This window comes from Vibrio chagasii, assembly GCF_024347355.1.
Lineage (GTDB): Bacteria > Pseudomonadota > Gammaproteobacteria > Enterobacterales > Vibrionaceae > Vibrio > Vibrio chagasii.
This window is the reverse complement of the sequence record NZ_AP025465.1, coordinates 2,630,850-2,650,715: the sequence shown is the minus strand read 5'-3', so window position 1 is coordinate 2,650,715 and position 19,866 is coordinate 2,630,850. Positions and strand designations below refer to the sequence as shown.

Here is a 19,866-nt window from a genome sequence, read left to right as displayed (position 1 = left end):
TTGATGCGTTTAGCTCAGTGAACTAAGCGTTTTTCATGATACGTGGAATAGTATCATCGCTACGCAGTGTTAGAACTTCACAACCCGTGTCTGTTACGACTAGTGTGTGCTCCCATTGAGCCGAGTTCTTGCTGTCTGCTGTATACACTGTCCAGCTATCTTCGTCATCAAGACGACAGCCAAACTTACCGGCGTTGATCATTGGCTCGATAGTGAAACACATGCCCGCTTTCAGTACTGTGCGGTCGTTGTTTTTGTAGTGTACAACTTGCGGATCTTCGTGGAACTCAGAACCGATACCGTGACCACAGTAATCTTTAACAATAGAGAACTTAGCGCGAGGGTTGTTCTTGTTGTTGGTCTTGATGTACTTCTCAATAGCCGTACCGATTTGACCAAGTTGAACACCCGGCTTCACTTGGCGCATGCCTTCGTAAAGTGCTTCTTGAGCAACCATACATAGACGCTTGTTTGCTGGTGAAACTTCACCCACAAGGAACATCTTAGACGTATCACCGTGGTAGCCTTGAGGACGAGTGCTTAGATCTGCATTTTCGTCGTCAGGGATGATTACCGTGATATCTACGTTAAGGATGTCGCCATCTTTAAGTACAGCAGGCTTAAATTGACCTGTGCTACCAGTTTCGTCTTGTGATGCCGGAATACCGTGACACACGATGTGGTTGATAGACGTACAGATAGACTTAGGGAAACCGTGGTAATCAAGTGGTGCTGAGTATGCGCCTCTTTCTAGAGCGTAGTCATGACAGATTTGGTTTAGCTCTTCTGTCGTCGTACCTACTTGGATGTGAGGTTCGATCATCTCTAGAATTTCAGCAGCCAGTTTGCCGGCGACGCGCATTTTTTCAATTTCTTCAGCAGTTTTAATTTTTACAGCCATTGCATATCTCTTAATTTGGTAGCACCTAAGTGTGCATATTGGGACTATTCTATCAGTGCAGCAATTTAGCGCAACATTACCATGTCCGTACAATACCGGTGGATACTGTTAACGTGATTAAATAATGCTCGGCTAACGGATGCAGAAGCCGTTTGATATAGACACTATTTTATAGGGGAAAATTACCTTCAGAGATCAGTATAGCAGTCGCCATTTTTCGATTTTTTTCTAGCCATAGATAGACAAAATATGGTATAAAGCGCGCCGGACATCAGGACTGTTTTCTCCAACTGGCGAAACAGGCTTTGGTATCCACTAACTTATATCTTTAAATCACACACATTCCGTCACATGTTCCGGGGTGCTTCAACAACACAAATAACGGCTGAAAAGTGGTTAGTTGTTAGGGGTCGGATTCATGGGGGATGTGGAGGCCTAACCCCATAGAGGATTTTAAAATGGCAACTGTATCAATGCGCGATATGCTTAAAGCTGGTGTTCACTTCGGTCACCAAACTCGTTACTGGAACCCAAAAATGAAGCCATTCATCTTTGGTGCTCGTAACAAAGTACATATCATCAACCTAGAAAAAACTGTACCAATGTTCAACGAAGCTCTAGCAGAAATCGCTAAAGTTGGTGAGAAGAAAGGTAAAGTTCTTTTTGTTGGTACTAAGCGCGCTGCATCTGAAGCTGTTAAAGAAGCTGCTGTAAACAGCAACCAGTTCTACGTTAACAACCGCTGGTTAGGCGGTATGCTAACGAACTACAAAACTGTTCGTCAGTCTATCAAGCGTCTGAAAGAACTTGAAGCGCAAGCTCAAGACGGTACTTTCGACAAGCTAACTAAGAAAGAAGCTCTAATGCGCACTCGTGAAATGGAGAAGCTAGAGAAGTCTCTTGGTGGTATCAAGAACATGGGCGGCCTACCAGACGCTCTATTCGTAATCGATGCTGATCACGAACACATCGCAGTTAAAGAAGCAAACAACCTAGGTATCCCAGTTTACGCTGTAGTTGATACTAACTCTAACCCAGACGGCGTTGACTTCGTTATCCCAGGTAACGACGATGCAATCCGTGCAGTACAGCTTTACCTAAACGCTGCTGCAGACGCGGTTAAAGAAGGTCGTAACAAAGACGTTGCTGCTGTAGCTGCTGAAAAAGATGGTTTTGTAGAAGCTGAATAATAGCGGCTCTGAATCACGCTTGGCTTAGCTAATATAGATTTTGAAATCTTTATTAAATGTAAGCTAAGTTATAGTTAGATCGGGGGCCTCATTTTGGCCCCTGATTTTTACCTTATTTTCGAATCAACCGAGGAATAGAGAATGGCAACTGTAACTGCTGCTCTAGTTAAAGAACTTCGCGAGCGCACTGGCGCTGGCATGATGGAATGTAAGAAAGCGCTTGTAGAAGCAAACGCTGACATCGAACTAGCAATTGAAAACATGCGTAAATCTGGCGCAGCGAAAGCAGCTAAGAAAGCTGGTAACGTTGCTGCTGAAGGCGCAATCATCATCAAAGAAGAGAACGGTGTAGCTGTTCTTCTTGAAGTTAACTGCCAAACTGACTTCGTAGCAAAAGATGCTAGCTTCACTGCATTCGCAGAAGAAGTAGCAGCTGACGCAGTAGCTACTCAAGCTTCTGTAGAAGAGCTACAAGCTAAGTTCGAAGAAACTCGCGTTGCTCTAGTTGCAAAAATCGGCGAAAACATCAACATCCGTCGTGTAGCATACGTACAAGGTGCTGCTCTAGCTTCTTACCGTCACGGTGAGAAAATCGGTGTTGTTGTAGCTGGTGAAGGCGAAGCTGAAACTCTTAAGCACGTTGCTATGCACGTAGCTGCTTCTCGTCCTGAGTTTGTTAACCCAGAAGACGTACCAGCAGACGTAGTTGCTAAAGAGAAAGAAGTTCAAGTTGAAATCGCTATGAACGAAGGCAAGCCTCAAGAGATCGCTGAGAAAATGGTTATCGGCCGTATGAAGAAATTCACGGGCGAAATCTCTCTAACAGGTCAAGCTTTCATCATGGAACCTAAGAAAACTGTTGGCGAAATCCTTAAAGAAAAAGGCGCTGCAGTATCTAACTTCGTACGTCTAGAAGTTGGTGAAGGTATCGAGAAAGCTGCTGAAATGAGCTTCGCTGACGAAGTTGCAGCGGTACAAAAAGGTTAATCCTTAGCGTATTGTTTGAAAAAAGACCGTGGCAAATGCTGCGGTCTTTTTATGAATAGTGAACTATTTTTGAACGCAACGTTAGTGGTTATGAATGCAAACTGACTTACTCAGTTTTTATCCATGACTGTTAATCATCAACTCTTTGGAAGGTAAACTCCATGACTACGAACCCTAAACCAGCGTATCAACGTATTCTGTTAAAACTTAGCGGTGAAGCGCTACAAGGCGAAGAAGGTTTTGGTATTGACCCAACGATCCTTGATCGTATGGCTCAAGAAGTAAAAGAATTGGTTGAACTAGGCGTTCAAGTTGGTGTTGTTATCGGTGGCGGTAACCTGTTCCGTGGTGCTGGTCTTGCTGAAGCTGGCATGAACCGCGTTGTTGGCGACCACATGGGTATGCTTGCAACAGTAATGAACGGCCTTGCTATGCGTGATGCTCTGCACCGTGCTTACGTAAACGCACGTGTAATGTCTGCAATTCCTCTAAAAGGCGTGTGTGACGACTACAACTGGGCAGATGCAATCAGCCAACTACGTCAAGGTCGCGTTGTGATCTTCTCTGCTGGTACTGGTAACCCATTCTTCACTACTGACTCTGCTGCATGTCTACGTGGTATCGAAATCGAAGCTGACGTAGTTCTAAAAGCGACAAAAGTAGATGGTGTATTTACTGCTGACCCAGTAGCAAACCCAGACGCAGAGCTGTATGATACTTTGTCTTACAACACAGTTCTTGAGAAAGAGCTTAAAGTAATGGACTTGGCTGCATTTACGCTAGCACGTGATCACAAAATGCCAATCCGTGTATTTAACATGAATAAGCCAGGCGCACTACGTCGCGTGGTTATGGGTGAAACTGAAGGTACATTAATCAGCGACGCTGACTAATTTTTCGGGCTTACTGGGGGCTATACTCTGGTAAGCTTTATCCTTATCACTCCAAATAAAAAGCTTTCTTGAAGAAAGAACATAATCAAGGTGAAATTGTGATTAACGAAATCAAAAAAGACGCTCAAGAGCGCATGGAAAAAAGTGTTGATGCACTAAGAAACAGCCTGCAAAAGATTCGTACAGGTCGTGCACACCCAAGCCTACTTTCTGGCCTTACAGTAGAGTACTACGGTGCACCAACGCCTTTGACTCAAGTTGCTAACGTTATTGCTGAAGACGCACGTACTCTAGCAATCACAGTGTTTGATAAAACGCTAACGCCTCTAGTTGAAAAAGCGATCATGACATCTGACCTAGGTCTAAACCCTATGTCTGCGGGTACGGTTATCCGTGTTCCACTTCCACCGCTAACCGAAGAGCGTCGTAAAGACCTAGTTAAAATCGTTCGTGGCGAAGCTGAAGGTGGCCGTGTTGCTATCCGTAACATCCGTCGTGACGCGAATGGCGATCTAAAAGCACTTCTTAAAGATAAAGAAATCTCTGAAGATGAAGATCGTAAAGCACAAGACGAAATTCAAAAGCTAACTGACGCTGCGGTTAAGAACGTAGACGAAGTTCTAGCAACTAAAGAAAAAGAGTTGATGGAAGTTTAATTTTCCATATTCTTTTCTTTCCGGAAAAACGCTGTACTCACTGTTCAGCGTTTTTTTATGCTACTCTGTTCGACTATTAGAATTTGATTCACTCTTTTATGCATAATTCTCAAGCGTTCACAGACTCTCTTCCTAAACACATTGCTGTCATTATGGACGGTAATGGTCGCTGGGCAAAAGCTCAGGGCAAGCCTCGCGTCTTTGGTCATAAAAACGGTGTTCAAGCCGTTCGCAAAACCATCTCTTCTGCTGCCAGACTCGGCATCAAAGCCGTTACACTTTTCGCATTCAGTAGCGAGAACTGGCGCCGACCAGAGGAAGAAGTGGGTATTTTGATGGAACTCTTTATCTCCGTGCTTTCAAGTGAAGTGAAAAAGCTCCATAAAAATAATCTACAACTTCGTGTTATTGGTGATAAAAGTCGTTTCAATGATCGACTACAAAAGAAAATAGAAGAAGCGGAAGCTTTGACTAGCACCAATACCGGTATGGTTATCAATATCGCCGCGAACTACGGTGGTAAGTGGGATATTCAGCAAGCGATGACTTCCATCGCTCAACAGGTAAAGTCTGGCGATATTAATGTAGAAGACATTGATGAAGCTATGATTACACAGCACCTGACAATGGCGGATATTCCAGAAGTTGATCTACTGATCCGTACCAGTGGTGAATGCCGCATTAGTAACTTTATGCTTTGGCAGTTGGCTTACGCCGAAATGTACTTTACTGAACAATTCTGGCCAGACTTTAATGAAGACAGCTTAGTAGAAGCTGTGACTTGGTTTGTAAATCGTGAGCGCCGTTTTGGCTGCACCGGTGAGCAGATTAAAGCTCTGATGGACAGTTAATAAGGATTTTTTGGTTTGAAACAACGAATTATTACGGCGTTGATTTTAGCTCCCCTAGTTATTCTAGGAATTTTCGAGTTATCACTTCCTACGTTTATCCTTTCATTAGCGGTTATCTCGCTATTGGGTTACTGGGAATGGACTCAATTTGTTGAAAGCAAATCGCGTTATTTAGCGTTGATTCCAACGGTTGTGGTAAGTGCTGCAAGTTTTGCTTTTATCCCTTTTGATGCATTTAGCCTAAATAACTTATCGAGTGCTCACTACGCCATTTTAACGATTGGTTCAATTTGGTGGGTAATCGCAAGTGGTATGGCAGTGACTTATCCTAAGTCTATGCCAGCATGGAAAGACTCATCGTTTCTTCGTCATGGTTTTGGTGTACTAACTCTGCTGCCATTCTTTTGGAGTGTAGTGATTTTGCGCGCCAACGGTATTGACGTTGATCCTTACCATGGCGCAAAACTCGTGATGTTTGTGTGTCTTCTGGTATGGGCTGCAGACAGTGGCGCTTATTTCTCTGGTAAGAGCTTCGGTAAGCGTAAAATGGCACCAGCTGTTAGCCCGAACAAGACAATTGAAGGCCTGATTGGCGGTATCATCACCGCGGTGATTGTGGCTTGGATTTTTGCTGACTTGTTCAATATCCAATTCTCAAGCCCTCTACACATGATTGTGATTACGCTTGTGACCGTTGTTATCTCTGTTCTTGGTGACCTTGTTGAAAGCATGTTCAAGCGTGTTTCTGGGGTCAAAGACAGCAGTAATCTGATTCCTGGTCATGGTGGTATACTAGACAGAATCGATAGCTTAACGGCTGCATTCCCTGTCTTTGCTCTGCTTTACTTAGCATTCTAATTAAAAGGGCAGTGAATCTGCCCTTTATTACATTTCTACGGTCATATGTGATGCGAAATCTAACTATCCTAGGCGCAACTGGCTCAATTGGTGCAAGTACACTAAAAGTCGTTGAGCAAAACCCAGATCTTTATTCAGTCGTTGCGCTGGCTGCTGGCTCGAATGTTGAAAAGATGCTGGCATTAGTAGAAAAGTGGCAACCAAGCTATGTTGCTATGGCTTGTCCTGATGCTGCATCTCAGCTCGCTGACACCTTGTCTATCAATCACCCTAATATCCAAGTACTCTCAGGCTCTGAAGGCATGTGTAAGGTTGCCTCTTTGGATGAAGTGGATACGGTGATGGCTGCGATTGTTGGCGCGGCAGGCTTGCTTCCAACTATGGCAGCAGTTAAAGCGGGTAAGCGTATTCTCTTGGCAAATAAAGAAGCCTTGGTGATGTCTGGACAGCTGTTTATCGATGCTGTGGAAAAGTACGGTGCAGAACTTCTTCCTGTAGATAGTGAACACAATGCTATCTTCCAATGCTTGCCACAAATCGTCCAAACCAATCTAGGTCACTGTGATTTAGAAGCTAACGGCATTAACCATATCCTACTAACCGGTTCTGGTGGTCCTTTCCGTTATACCGACGTGGCTGAACTGGAATCCGTGACTCCTGAACGTGCTATTGCACACCCTAACTGGTCTATGGGACCTAAGATCTCAGTCGATTCTGCGACTATGATGAATAAAGGCCTTGAGTACATTGAGGCGAAGTGGCTATTTAATGCGTCTCAAGAGCAGCTAAAGGTGATTATCCACCCTCAGTCTGTGATCCATTCTATGGTTCAGTACAAGGATGGTTCAGTGCTTGCTCAAATGGGTGAACCAGATATGGCGACACCTATCTCACTGACGATGTCTTACCCTGAACGTACTGAAGCGGGTGTTAAGCCTCTGGATTTCACCAAAGTTGGTGAACTGACTTTCTTAGAGCCTGACTTCAACCGTTACCCATGTTTGAAATTAGCCATCGAAGCGTGTTACTTAGGCCAGCATGCAACGACAGCGATTAACGCAGCAAACGAAATTGCGGTCGACGCTTTCTTGAACAATCAGGTTAAATTTACCGATATTGCAGTCATTAACGAACATGTTATGAGCAAAGTATGTGAACAACATAACTCTGAAGGCTTAGATAGCTTGGAAAGCCTGCTTGAGCTAGATAATATGTCTCGTCAAATAGCCATTCAATTTATTAAAGAGCAGCTAGCATGAGTGGAATTCTGTGGAACTTCGCATCTTTTATCATAGCGCTTGGCATTCTGGTCGCGGTTCATGAGTTTGGACATTTCTGGGTTGCTCGTCGTTGCGGTGTAAAAGTTGAAAAATTCTCGATTGGTTTTGGTAAATCAATCTGGAGCAAAGTTGGCCGTGACGGTACAGAATACAGCTTGTCCGTTATTCCACTGGGCGGCTACGTAAAAATGCTCGATGGTCGTGTCGATGACCTATCAGAAGACGAGCAGCAGTACGCGTTTGATAAAAAGCCATTGTGGAAACGAACCGCGATTGTTGGCGCAGGACCAGCGTTTAACTTCATCTTTGCTGTGTTTGCATATTGGTTAGTATTTCTGATCGGTGTGCCTGCGGTTAAGCCCGTGATTGGTGAGGTAACTCCACAATCTATTGCTGCACAAGCCGGAATTGAAACTGGAATGGAACTTAAATCTATTTCGGGAATCAAAACCGCAGATTGGGAATCAGTCAATATGGGTTTGATATCGCATATTGGTGATCAATCGATGACAGTAACGGTGTCTTCGCAAGACGATATCGGCTTTGAGCAGCAATTGACGTTGGATATTTCAGACTGGTCGTTCAACCCAGAAACTGAATCTGCGATGACAACGCTTGGCTTTAGACCATACTCTCCAGAGATCTCGACAGTGCTGGCTCAAGTGATTGATGATGGTGCTGCATACTCTGCTGGTCTGGAAGCGGGCGACCAAATTGTTGAAATTAATGGTCAACCAATTGAGCAGTGGCAATCAGTGGTTGAGTTAATTCGCTCGAACCCAATGACACCATTAGACGTTGTCGTATCAAGAAACGGCAGTGAGCAATCACTCGTGATGATACCGAAAAGCCGCGAGCTTTCTGATGGTTCAACAATCGGCTATGCGGGTATTGCTCCGGAAGTCGCAGAATGGCCAGAAGATTATCGCTTTGAGTTACAATTTGGTGTAATTGAGTCTGTAGGAAAAGCATTTGATAAAACAGGTCAAATCATTGGCCTGACGCTTACTATGCTGAAAAAGCTCATCGTTGGTGATGTTGGCTTAAATAACTTAAGTGGCCCGATTTCAATTGCTAAAGGCGCAGGTACAACCGCTGATTACGGTTTGGTTTACTTCCTAGGCTTTTTAGCTCTGATCAGTGTTAACTTGGGTATTATTAATTTGGTTCCGCTGCCTATGCTTGATGGCGGACATTTGCTCTTTTTCGCTATTGAGGCCGTTACTCGTAAACCAGTCCCTGAGAAAGTTCAGGAGATGGGTTACAGAGTGGGAGGGGCGATCCTCTTCTCTTTAATGGCTCTGGCAATATTTAACGATTTTACTCGTCTGTGAATGGTTTCTCACAGGCATTGGTAGTAGCAAGGAATAATTAGAATAAGTATGGCGATTAAGCAAATTCTGTTCGCAAGTCTATTAGCCACCAGTGTGGCGGCGAACGGAGCACAAAACTTTGTAGTTCAAGATATCAAGATCGAAGGTTTACAGCGTGTTGCACTTGGTGCAGCTCTACTGAAAATGCCAGTACGTATTGGCGATGAAGTAGATGAAAGCGATGTTTCTGAGATCATCCGTGCATTGTACGCTTCGGGTAACTTTGAAGACGTTAAAGTCCTTCGCGATGAAGGTGTATTGATTGTTCAAGTGAAAGAACGACCAACCATCGCAAGTATCTCTTTCTCGGGCAATAAAGCGATTAAAGAAGAACAACTTCAGCAGAACCTAGATGCATCAGGTGTTCGTGAGGGTGAAGCTCTTGACCGTACTACGCTAAGTAATATTGAGAAAGGTCTTGAGGACTTTTACTACAGTGTTGGTAAGTACAACGCGACAGTAAAAGCGGTTGTAACACCTCTGCCACGTAACCGTTCTGACCTTAAATTTGTATTTACTGAAGGCGTTTCCGCTAAGATTCAGCAAATTAACTTTATCGGTAACGAAGTGTTTACTGATGAAGAACTGCTTAGCCGCTTCAACCTCAATGTAGATGTGGCTTGGTGGAACTTCCTAGCGGATGAAAAATACCAGAAGCAAGTGCTTGCTGGTGATATTGAAGCGCTTAAATCTTACTACCTTGACCGCGGTTACCTGAAATTTAAGGTTGACTCTACGCAGGTGGCGATCTCTCCAGATAAGAAAGGCGTTTATATTACTCTTGGTCTAGATGAAGGCGAAGCTTACGCAGTTAAAGACGTATCATTCCGTGGTGAGCTTATTGGCCGCGAAGCTGATTTTGAAGCGCTTGTGCCATTTGAAGATGGCGATACCTACAACGGCTCTTCTGTAACTTCACTAGAAGAAGGCGTTAAGCGTATTCTTGGCGAGTCAGGTTATGCGTATCCGCAAGTTCGTACGATTCCAGAATTCAATGACGAAACCAAAGAAGTTTCATTGGTTATTAACGTAGAAGCGGGTAGCCGTATCTACGTGCGTGACATTCGTTTTACAGGTAACAACTCGACAAAAGATGAAGTGCTACGTCGTGAAATGCGTCAAATGGAAGGCAGCTGGCTTAACTCTAAATCGATTGATACCGGTAAGAGCCGTCTTAACCGTCTAGGTTTCTTCGAAACTGTCGATGTACAAACCGTTCGTGTTCCAGGCAGCGAAGACCAAGTTGATTTGGTTTACAACGTTAAAGAAGCAAACTCAGGTAGCATCAACTTTGGTGTCGGCTACGGTACTGAATCTGGTGTGAGTTTCCAAGTTGGCCTTCAACAAGACAACTTTGCGGGCTCTGGTAACCGCGTTGGCGTAAGTGCCATGATGAACGATTACCAAAAAAACGTGAGCTTAGACTACCGTGACCCATACTGGAACCTAGATGGTGTGAGCTTAGGCGGTAAGATCTTCTACAACGAGTTTGAAGCATCTGAAGCAGGTATCGTCGACTATACCAACCAAAGTTATGGTACGAGCTTAACCTGGGGTTTCCCTATGGATGAGCTGAACCGCATTGAGTTCGGTGTTGGCTATACGCACAACAAGATCGGTAACGTACCGACTTATATCCAGGTTGAACAGTTTGCGAGAAGTATCGACCAATACGGTGATGAGAACATCTTAACTGATGATTTCGATATCAATATTTCTTGGACGCGTAACAACTTGAACCGTGGTTTCTTCCCAACAGAGGGTAACCACCAACGTGCTTTCGCTAAAATGACGGTACCAGGCTCTGATGCTCAGTACTTCAAAATGCAGTACGATGTAAAACATTACATCCCGCTGACCAAAAAGCATGAGTTCACTCTATTGATGCGCGGCCGATTAGGCTATGGTAATGGTTATGGTCAAACGGATGGGAACGATAACTTGTTCCCATTCTACGAGAACTACTATGCGGGTGGTTTTACAACCCTACGTGGTTTTGGCTCTAACTCGGCAGGTCCAAAAGCCGTTTACGGCAGCAGCACGGGTAACAACCCAACCTACGACACCGCTACTGACGATTCAGTAGGTGGTAACGCGGTTGCTTTGGCAAGTTTAGAGTTAATCGTACCTACGCCGTTTGCTTCTGATGAAGCTCGCAGCCAAATTCGTACCAGTGTCTTCTTCGATATGGCAAGTGTATGGGATACCGAGTTCGTAGACCGTGGCGCACCTAACAGTGGCGGCCAGTACTACTACGATTACTCTGATCCAACGAATTACCGTTCATCTTATGGTGCCGCTCTTCAATGGATGTCACCGATGGGCCCATTGGTTTTCTCTCTAGCGAAACCAATTAAAATTTACGAAGGTGATGATGAGGAATTCTTCACATTCACCATTGGCAGAACTTTCTAATATTTAAAGGACAATATTTTGAAAAATATGATTAAAGCAGCAGGTTTAGGCCTTGTAGTTATTAGCTCTTCTTTCTTTGCAACAGCTGCTGAAGCTGCGCAAAAAGTGGGTTATGTAAACACTGCACAAGTATTCCAGGCTCTACCTCAGCGTGAAGTTGTTCTTCAAAAAATGCAGGAAGAGTTCAAAGACAAAGCGGCTGAGCTGCAAAGCATTCAAGCGGAAGCTAAGACTAAGATTGAAAAGCTTAAGCGTGATGGCGAGCTACTAGGTCCAGACGAAGTTGAGAAGCTTCGTATCGAAGTTGGTCAACTAGACAGCAAGTACAAAATCAAAGCTCAAGCTCTAGAAAAAGCAAGCCAACGTCGCGAAGCGCAAGAGAAGCAGAAGCTATTCAAAGTGATTCAAGATGCTGTAACGAAAGTTGCAGAGAAAGAAGGCTACGACATGATCGTTGATATTCAAGCGCTACAATACGGCAAGCCTGAATACAACATCTCTGAGAAAGTAATTAAAGAACTAAAATAAGTTTTATGAAGACACTGACTTTAGCCGAATTGGCAACCATTACCGGGGGGGAGCTACATGGTGACGGTACTGTAACCGTTTCTGCTGTTGCTCCTATGGATAAAGCGCAAGAAGGCAACATTACGTTTCTTTCTAACGTTAAGTACAGCAAGCACCTAGGTGACTGTAAAGCGTCAGCGATTATGGTTAAAGAGAGTGAGCGCGAGCTGTGTAAGACTAACGTGATTGTGGTCAGTGACCCTTACGTTGCTTTTGCTAAAGTTGCTCAAGCGCTTGATACTACTCCAGCACCGGCTGCGGATATTGCTGACTCAGCTTCGATTGCGAGCGATGCAACACTTGGGCAAAATGTGTCTATTGGTGCGAACGCTGTGATTGAGTCTGGTGTTGTTCTTGGTAACGATGTGATCATCGGTGCGGGTTGCTTTATCGGTAAAAACGCCAAGATTGGCGCTGGCACTAAGCTGTGGGCTAACGTAAGCATTTATCATGAAGTGGTAATTGGTGAAGCTTGTTTGGTTCAATCAAGTACTGTGATTGGTTCTGATGGCTTTGGCTACGCGAACGAGAAAGGCGAGTGGGTTAAGATCCCTCAAGTCGGTTCTGTTCGCATTGGTAATCGCGTAGAGATCGGTGCGTGTACCACGATCGACCGTGGTGCGTTAGATGATACCGTTATTGAAGACAACGTTATCATTGATAACCAAATGCAAATCGCACACAACGTTCACATCGGATATGGTTCTGCTCTTGCGGGTGGTACTATCATCGCAGGCAGCACGACGATAGGTAAGTACTGTATTGTTGGTGGCGGCACTGTAATCAATGGTCACATTGAAATCACTGACGGCGTTACGATTACCGGTATGGGAATGGTAATGCGCAGCATCACTGAGAAAGGCATGTACTCTTCGGGTATTCCTTTACAGCCAAATAAAGATTGGCGTAAAACAGCAACGCGTGTTCATCGTATTGATGAAATGAACAAGCGTTTGAAAACCGTTGAAAAACTTATCGAGAAGAGCGCGGAATCATAATTCCAGCATTTCTAATAAAAGGCTCGCGTACAGCGAGTCTTTTTCGTTTATAATCTTTCTAATTAAATAAAGAATACATATAGGAATACGACTTTGACTACTGAACAGACAACGATGAACATTACTGAAATTCAGGAACTATTACCTCATCGCTACCCATTCTTAATGGTTGATCGTGTGACTAGCTTTGAAAAAGAAAAAACACTGACTGCAATTAAGAATGTTTCTGTTAACGAGCCTCAGTTTACTGGCCACTTCCCTCAACTTCCTGTATTTCCTGGTGTGTTGATCCTAGAAGCGATGGCGCAAGCAACAGGCCTTCTTGCATTTAAATCTTTCGGTGCACCTTCTGGTAACGAGCTTTACTACTTCGCAAGTGTTGATAAAGCGAAATTCCGTAAGCCAGTAGTACCTGGTGACCAGCTGGTTATCGAAGTTGAATTCCTAAAAGAGCGTCGTGGCATCGCGTCATTTAACGGCGTTGCGAAAGTTGACGGCGAAGTAGTATGTTCAGCTGAACTTAAATGTGCTCGTAGAGAGTTTTAATATGATTCATGAAACAGCAAAAATTCACCCGGCTGCAGTTATCGAAGGTGATGTGACGATTGGTGCAAACGTAACAGTTGGCCCTTTTACTTACATTGCTGGTGATGTAACCATTGGTGACGACACAGAAATCATGTCGCATGTTGTGATCAAAGGTCACACAACTATTGGTAAAGAAAACCGAATTTTCCCACATGCTGTGATTGGTGAAGAGAACCAAGACAAGAAGTACGGTGGCGAAGACACTACGGTTGTGATCGGCGACCGCAACGTGATTCGTGAAGCGGTTCAAATCCACCGTGGTACGGTTCAAGATAAAGCAACCACTGTGATTGGTGATGACAACCTGCTTTGTGTTAACGCTCACGTAGCGCACGACGTTATTGTTGGCAACCACACTCACATTGGTAACAATGCTATCTTAGGTGGTCACGTAACAGTTGGCGATTACGCTGGTGTTATGGCGCTTTCTGCGATTCACCCGTTCTGTTCAATCGGTGCTTACGCTTACATTGGTGGTTGTTCTGCCGTTGTTCAAGATGTACTTCCGTACGTACTTGCACAAGGTAACCATGCAGCACCATTCGGCCTTAACCTTGTAGGTCTGAAGCGTAACGGGTTCGAGAAACCAGAGATTCGTGCACTACAAAAAGCGTACAAAGAGCTTTACCGCTCTGGCAAAACACTAGAAGAAGCGAAAGCGGCTTTAGTTGAAATGGCAAAAGAGTTTGCTTCGGTAACTCCTATGTTAGAGATGCTAGAGAACTCTGAGCGCGGTATTATTCGTTAATACCAGGTGTGATTGATATAAAAAAGATCGCTACTTTCAAGGCGATCTTTTTTGTTTTAGGCGAGAAGGGAATTGGAAAACTATGGCACAGCTAGAAGCACAAACCAATAACTCAGGCTTTGTTTCCAACGAGCCACTGCGTGTAGGCATTATTGTCGGAGAACTCTCTGGCGATACCCTTGGCGAAGGCTTTATCAAAGCGATAAAAGCTCAGTACCCGAATGCAGAATTTGTTGGTATTGGCGGGCCAAAAATGAAAGCGCTAGGCTGTGAATCTTTGTTTGAGATGGAAGAACTTGCCGTAATGGGCCTTGTTGAAGTACTTGGTCGCTTGCCTCGTCTGCTAAAAGTAAAAGCAGAGCTGGTTAAATACTTTACTCAGAATCCACCAGATGTGTTCGTTGGTATTGATGCTCCTGACTTTAACTTGAGACTGGAGCTAGACCTTAAGAACGCAGGTATAAAAACGGTTCATTACGTTAGCCCTTCAGTATGGGCGTGGCGTCCAAAACGTATTTTTAAGATCGACAAAGCAACCGACCTGGTACTGGCGTTCTTACCATTTGAAAAAGCGTTCTACGACAAATACAACGTTGCCTGTGAATTTGTTGGTCATACACTAGCAGATGCTATTCCACTCGAGCCAAATCAAGCGGAAGCACGAGAACTGCTTGGACTAGAGCAAGATAAGCAGTGGCTGGCGGTTCTACCTGGCAGTCGTGGTGGCGAAATGAAGCTTATCGCGCAACCGTTCATTGAAACCTGTAAACGCATCAAACAAAAGTACCCAGACATCGGTTTCGTGGTGGCTGCTGTTAACGAAACCCGCAAGCAACAGTTTACTGAGATTTGGAAGGCGACAGCACCAGAATTAGATTTTGTCATTGTGCAGGATACAGCTCGTAACGTGATTACTGCAGCGGACTCTGTACTATTGGCATCGGGCACGGTTGCTCTTGAGTGCATGCTGCTTAAGCGTCCAATGGTTGTGGGCTACAAAGTGAATAAGTTGACTGGCTATATTGTGAAGAAGCTGGCAATCACTGAGTTTGTGTCACTGCCGAATATTCTGGCAGGTGAAGAAATCGTCAAAGAGCACATCTTGGAAGAGTGCCATCCAGACTTCTTATTCCCTTCGGTTGATAAGATGCTATCTGCAGATAACAGTGCGCTGATTGAACGCTTTACTGAAATGCACCACTGGATCCGTAAAGATGCAGACAAACAAGCCGCCAATGCGGTGCTGAAATTGATCGGCCGAGAGTTTGTTGAATCATAACGTGCTAGTTTCAAAGGCACGGGCTTAAAAGTTACAAAGAGAATTGTCATGGCAGTAAAAGAGAAAAAAGAGCTTCCACCTTTCGAATACCCTCAAGGCTACCAGCTATTTGCTGGCGTCGATGAAGTAGGGCGTGGACCATTGGTTGGTGATGTAGTGACAGCTGCAGTTATCCTAGACCCGAATAATCCAATTGAAGGCCTGAACGACTCAAAGAAACTGTCTGAGAAAAAGCGCCTTGCCCTGCTTCCTGAAATTAAAGAAAAAGCATTGGCATGGTCTGTGGGCCGTTGTTCACCGCAAGAAATTGATGAACTCAATATTCTACAAGCGACTATGGTTGCGATGCAGCGTGCGATTGCTGGGTTAAGTGTTCAGCCTGATATGGCTTTGATTGATGGCAACCGTGTACCTGAATTGCCAATGGCCGGTATTGCAGTGGTTAAAGGAGATTTACGCGTCGCTGAAATCAGTGCCGCCTCTATTATCGCTAAAGTCGTCCGTGACCAAGAGATGGAAGAGCTTGATAAGCTTCATCCGGAGTTTGGTTTTGCTAAGCACAAAGGTTACCCGACCAAGGCGCATTTCGAGGCAATTGAAAAGCACGGTGTTACCGAGCACTACCGTAAGAGCTTTAAGCCAGTAAAACGTATTTTAGGCATTGATTAAGTGCTACACAGATAAGCGTTGATCTTCGAATAAATTTGCTTACTAGCAATAGAAAAAAATAGAATACACTCAGTTGTAATCCTAGGCTCCGGTCTAGAACTCAGGAAAAATAATGTCAGATCCAAAATTTGTTCACCTACGCGTACACAGTGACTTTTCTATGGTGGATGGCCTGTCTAAGGTGCCACCGTTAGTTAAGAAAGTCGCTGAAATGGGTATGCCCGCCCTAGCACTTACCGACTTCACTAACCTATGTGGTTTGGTGAAATTTTACGGTACTGCCCATGGGTGTGGGGTTAAACCAATTATTGGTGCTGATTTTTTGATGCAATCTCCAGAATTTGGAGATGAGCTGACGAAACTGACGGTTTTAGCATCTGATAACAAAGGTTATAACAACCTTACCTTGCTGATTTCAAAAGCTTACTTGCGTGGTCACATACAGCATCAACCTGTGATCGATAAAGAGTGGTTAATCGAAAACGCTGAGGGGTTGATTATCTTATCTGGCGCCAAAGAAGGCGAGATCGGTAAGGCATTGCTGAAAGGTAACCGTGATCTGGTCGCGAGTAGTGTCGAGTTTTACAAAACTCACTTCCCCGATCGCTTTTACTTAGAGCTGATTCGTACCGGGCGTGCCGATGAAGAGTCTTACCTGCATTTCGCATTAGAGCTTGCTGAACAACAAGACTTACCGGTTGTGGCAACCAATGAAGTAGTGTTCTTAAACGAAGATTTGTTTGATGCCCATGAAATCCGCGTAGCGATCCACGATGGTTACACCATGGTCGATCCACGTCGCCCTAAAAACTACAGCGCACAACAGTATCTTCGTAGTGAAGAAGAGATGTGTGAGCTGTTCTCCGATATCCCAGAAGCGCTTGAAAACAGCGTAGAGATTGCTAAGCGTTGTAACGTTACTGTTCGTCTTGGTGAGTACTTCCTCCCTAACTTCCCGACCGAAGGCTTAGCGATCGAAGACTTCTTGATTAAGAAATCAGAAGAAGGTCTTGAGCGTCGTCTAGCATTCTTGTTCCCAGATGAGCAAGTTCGAGCCGAGCGCCGTCCTGAGTACGATGAGCGCCTTAAAGTCGAACTTGAAGTTGTTAACAACATGGGGTTCCCGGGTTACTTCTTGATCGTAATGGAGTTCATCCAGTGGTCTAAAGATAACGATGTACCAGTAGGCCCTGGTCGTGGTTCGGGTGCGGGTTCCTTAGTGGCATACGCATTGGATATCACCGATCTCGATCCACTTGAATACGATCTACTATTCGAACGTTTCTTGAACCCAGAACGTGTCTCGATGCCCGATTTCGATATCGACTTCTGTATGGATAAGCGTGACCAAGTAATTGATCACGTTGCAGAAATGTATGGTCGTGATGCGGTATCTCAGATCATCACCTTTGGTACCATGGCGGCAAAAGCGGTAATCCGTGATGTAGGCCGTGTACTCGGTCACCCGTTTGGTTTCGTCGACCGTATTTCTAAGCTTGTACCGCCAGATCCGGGTATGACACTAGAGAAAGCCTTTCTTGCCGAGCCTGCATTGCCAGAGCTTTACGATGGTGATGAAGAGGTTCGCGAACTGATCGATAAGTGTCGCATCTTAGAAGGTTGTACGCGAAACGCCGGTAAACACGCGGGTGGTGTTGTAATCTCACCAACTACGATCACGGACTTCGCACCTATCTATGCCGATGCCGAAGGTAACTTCCCGGTTACGCAATTCGATAAGAATGACGTTGAAACCGCTGGCTTGGTTAAGTTTGACTTCTTGGGTCTACGTACCCTGACAATCATTGACTGGGCGTTGGGCCTAGTAAACCCACGCTTGAAGAAAGAAGGCAAAGAGCCAGTTCGTATCGAATCTATCCCTCTGGATGATCAAGCGTCGTTCAACCTACTACAAAACTCTGAAACCACTGCGGTATTCCAGCTGGAATCACGCGGTATGAAAGACTTGATCAAACGTCTTCAGCCTGACTGTTTCGAAGATATCATCGCATTGGTAGCCTTGTTCCGTCCGGGTCCGTTGCAATCGGGCATGGTAGATAACTTTATCGACCGTAAACACGGTCGAGAAGCCGTCTCTTACCCAGATGAAACATGGCAACATGAATCGCTAAAAGACACGTTAGAACCAACCTATGGCATCATCCTTTACCAAGAGCAGGTAATGCAAATTGCACAGATCCTAGCGGGTTATACGCTGGGTGGAGCGGATATGCTGCGTCGTGCGATGGGTAAGAAAAAGCCAGAAGAGATGGCTAAACAGCGTGGTACCTTCAAAGAAGGTGCAGAAGCCAACGGTGTTGATGGCGAGCTGGCCATGAAGATCTTCGACTTGGTAGAAAAGTTTGCGGGCTACGGCTTTAACAAATCGCACTCAGCTGCGTACGCATTGGTTTCTTACCAAACGCTGTGGCTGAAAACACACTATCCTGCAGAGTTTATGGCCGCGGTAATGACGGCGGATATGGATAACACCGAGAAGGTTATTGGCCTTGTTGATGAGTGTTTCCGTATGAAGCTCAAACTACTGCCGCCTGATATAAACTCTGGCCTCTACCGATTTAATGTTGATGACGACGGTGCGATCGTTTACGGCATCGGCGCGATTAAAGGGGTAGGTGAAGGCCCGATTGAAGCGATCATTGAAGCGCGAAATAAGGGCGGTTACTTCAAAGATTTATTCGACTTCTGTGCTCGTATCGATTTAAAGAAAGTTAACAAGCGTGTTATCGAAAAGTTGATTCTATCGGGTGCGTTAGATAGATTAGGCCCTCACCGTGCAGCGATGATGGCTTCATTGGCTGATGCGGTTAAAGCAGCAAGCCAATATCACCATGCCGAGTCCTTTGGGCAATCGGATATGTTTGGTGTATTGACGGATGCTCCGGAAGAAGTCGAGCACAAGTACACCCAAGTACCAAGATGGCCAGAAAAGGTTTGGCTCGAAGGTGAACGCGAAACGCTAGGTTTATACCTGACGGGTCACCCGGTTAACGCTTACATCAAAGAGTTAGCGAAATACACCAGCTGCCGTTTGAAAGACGCGACGCCAACACGCCGTGATCAATCATTAACCATTGCTGGTTTGGTGATAGCAGCACGAGTAATGACTACCAAGCGTGGTACTCGAATCGGTTTGATGACCATCGACGATCGATCTGGGCGTATGGAAGTGATGTTGTTCTCAGATGCGCTCGATCGTTACGCAGAATTGCTCGAAAAAGACAAAATTGTGGTCGTTTCTGGACAGGTCAGCTTTGATGACTTCAACGGTGGGCTTAAAATGTCCGCGCGCGAGGTCATGGACTTAGGAAGCGCCCGTGAAAAATATGCTCGTGGGGTATCGATATCTATCGATGAATCCCAAATTAATGGTCAATTTTTTGAACGATTTAGTCAAATCTTAGAACCTTATAGAGCCGGAACGGTCCCAGTCAATGTATACTACCAGCGTGCCGACGCTAGAGCGCGGTTAACATTGGGCACAGAATGGCGCGTGACGCCAAGTGATACATTACTAGACGAATTAAAACAGCTGCTTGGAAATAGCCAAGTAGAACTCGAATTTAACTAAAATTTAGCTTCGCAAGTGCGG

17 protein-coding genes are annotated in these 19,866 nt (G+C 44.9%); 16 read left to right on the top strand and 1 reads right to left on the bottom strand.

The features are described from left to right. Positions 1-22: 22 nt before the first annotated feature. Entirely contained in the window at positions 23-901 is an 879-nt protein-coding gene (gene map, locus OCV52_RS12100; protein WP_004738580.1) for a type I methionyl aminopeptidase, read from the bottom strand. 458 nt (positions 902-1,359) lie between these two features. Between map and rpsB the strand changes: the two genes are divergently transcribed. The 16 genes from rpsB (at position 1,360) to dnaE (ending at position 19,845) form a co-directional block, all read left to right on the top strand. Continuing rightward, positions 1,360-2,091, top strand: a complete 732-nt coding sequence (gene rpsB / locus OCV52_RS12095) for a 30S ribosomal protein S2 (protein ID WP_032546326.1) — start codon at positions 1,360-1,362, stop codon at positions 2,089-2,091. Between the two features lie 141 nt (positions 2,092-2,232). Continuing rightward, positions 2,233-3,078, top strand: a complete 846-nt coding sequence (gene tsf / locus OCV52_RS12090; RefSeq protein WP_102423122.1) for a translation elongation factor Ts — start codon at positions 2,233-2,235, stop codon at positions 3,076-3,078. 161 nt (positions 3,079-3,239) lie between these two features. After that, positions 3,240-3,971 (top strand): UMP kinase, encoded by a 732-nt coding sequence (gene pyrH / locus OCV52_RS12085; RefSeq protein WP_004738586.1) that lies wholly within the window; start codon positions 3,240-3,242, stop codon positions 3,969-3,971. Between the two features lie 98 nt (positions 3,972-4,069). After that, positions 4,070-4,627 carry a ribosome recycling factor gene (gene frr / locus OCV52_RS12080; protein WP_004738588.1) on the top strand — a complete coding sequence of 186 codons (558 nt, stop codon included), beginning with the start codon at positions 4,070-4,072 and terminating at the stop codon, positions 4,625-4,627. 98 nt (positions 4,628-4,725) lie between these two features. Then, the gene (locus tag OCV52_RS12075; RefSeq protein ID WP_004738590.1) at positions 4,726-5,478 is read left to right on the top strand and encodes an isoprenyl transferase; all 753 of its coding nucleotides are present in this window, start codon (positions 4,726-4,728) and stop codon (positions 5,476-5,478) included. 15 nt (positions 5,479-5,493) lie between these two features. Beyond that, positions 5,494-6,336, top strand: a complete 843-nt coding sequence (locus OCV52_RS12070) for a phosphatidate cytidylyltransferase (protein ID WP_004738591.1) — start codon at positions 5,494-5,496, stop codon at positions 6,334-6,336. Between the two features lie 50 nt (positions 6,337-6,386). Beyond that, entirely contained in the window at positions 6,387-7,595 is a 1,209-nt protein-coding gene (gene ispC, locus OCV52_RS12065) for a 1-deoxy-D-xylulose-5-phosphate reductoisomerase (RefSeq protein WP_137407904.1), read from the top strand. Beyond that, positions 7,592-8,950: a sigma E protease regulator RseP gene (rseP, locus tag OCV52_RS12060; protein ID WP_137407903.1), complete on the top strand. Its 1,359-nt coding sequence runs from the start codon at positions 7,592-7,594 to the stop codon at positions 8,948-8,950. The genes ispC and rseP overlap by 4 nt, the downstream gene beginning before the upstream one ends. 48 nt (positions 8,951-8,998) lie before the next feature. Next, entirely contained in the window at positions 8,999-11,404 is a 2,406-nt protein-coding gene (gene bamA, locus OCV52_RS12055) for an outer membrane protein assembly factor BamA (protein WP_137407902.1), read from the top strand. A 27-nt stretch (positions 11,405-11,431) separates the two neighbouring features. After that, the gene (locus OCV52_RS12050; RefSeq protein ID WP_137407916.1) at positions 11,432-11,932 is read left to right on the top strand and encodes an OmpH family outer membrane protein; all 501 of its coding nucleotides are present in this window, start codon (positions 11,432-11,434) and stop codon (positions 11,930-11,932) included. Positions 11,933-11,937: 5 nt separating this feature from the next. Then, complete coding sequence (lpxD, locus tag OCV52_RS12045) at positions 11,938-12,969, top strand: UDP-3-O-(3-hydroxymyristoyl)glucosamine N-acyltransferase (RefSeq protein WP_137407901.1); 1,032 nt, start codon at positions 11,938-11,940, stop codon at positions 12,967-12,969. A gap of 93 nt (positions 12,970-13,062) precedes the next feature. Then, a complete protein-coding gene (fabZ, locus tag OCV52_RS12040) occupies positions 13,063-13,515 on the top strand; it encodes a 3-hydroxyacyl-ACP dehydratase FabZ (protein ID WP_004738598.1) in 453 nt (150 codons plus the stop codon). Between the two features lies 1 nt (position 13,516). After that, complete coding sequence (gene lpxA / locus OCV52_RS12035; RefSeq protein ID WP_137407900.1) at positions 13,517-14,305, top strand: acyl-ACP--UDP-N-acetylglucosamine O-acyltransferase; 789 nt, start codon at positions 13,517-13,519, stop codon at positions 14,303-14,305. Positions 14,306-14,387: 82 nt separating this feature from the next. Then, positions 14,388-15,584: a lipid-A-disaccharide synthase gene (gene lpxB / locus OCV52_RS12030; protein WP_137407899.1), complete on the top strand. Its 1,197-nt coding sequence runs from the start codon at positions 14,388-14,390 to the stop codon at positions 15,582-15,584. A 48-nt stretch (positions 15,585-15,632) separates the two neighbouring features. Further along, complete coding sequence (gene rnhB, locus OCV52_RS12025; RefSeq protein ID WP_008224012.1) at positions 15,633-16,253, top strand: ribonuclease HII; 621 nt, start codon at positions 15,633-15,635, stop codon at positions 16,251-16,253. A gap of 112 nt (positions 16,254-16,365) precedes the next feature. After that, positions 16,366-19,845 carry a DNA polymerase III subunit alpha gene (gene dnaE / locus OCV52_RS12020; RefSeq protein ID WP_137407898.1) on the top strand — a complete coding sequence of 1,160 codons (3,480 nt, stop codon included), beginning with the start codon at positions 16,366-16,368 and terminating at the stop codon, positions 19,843-19,845. Positions 19,846-19,866 lie beyond the last annotated feature (21 nt).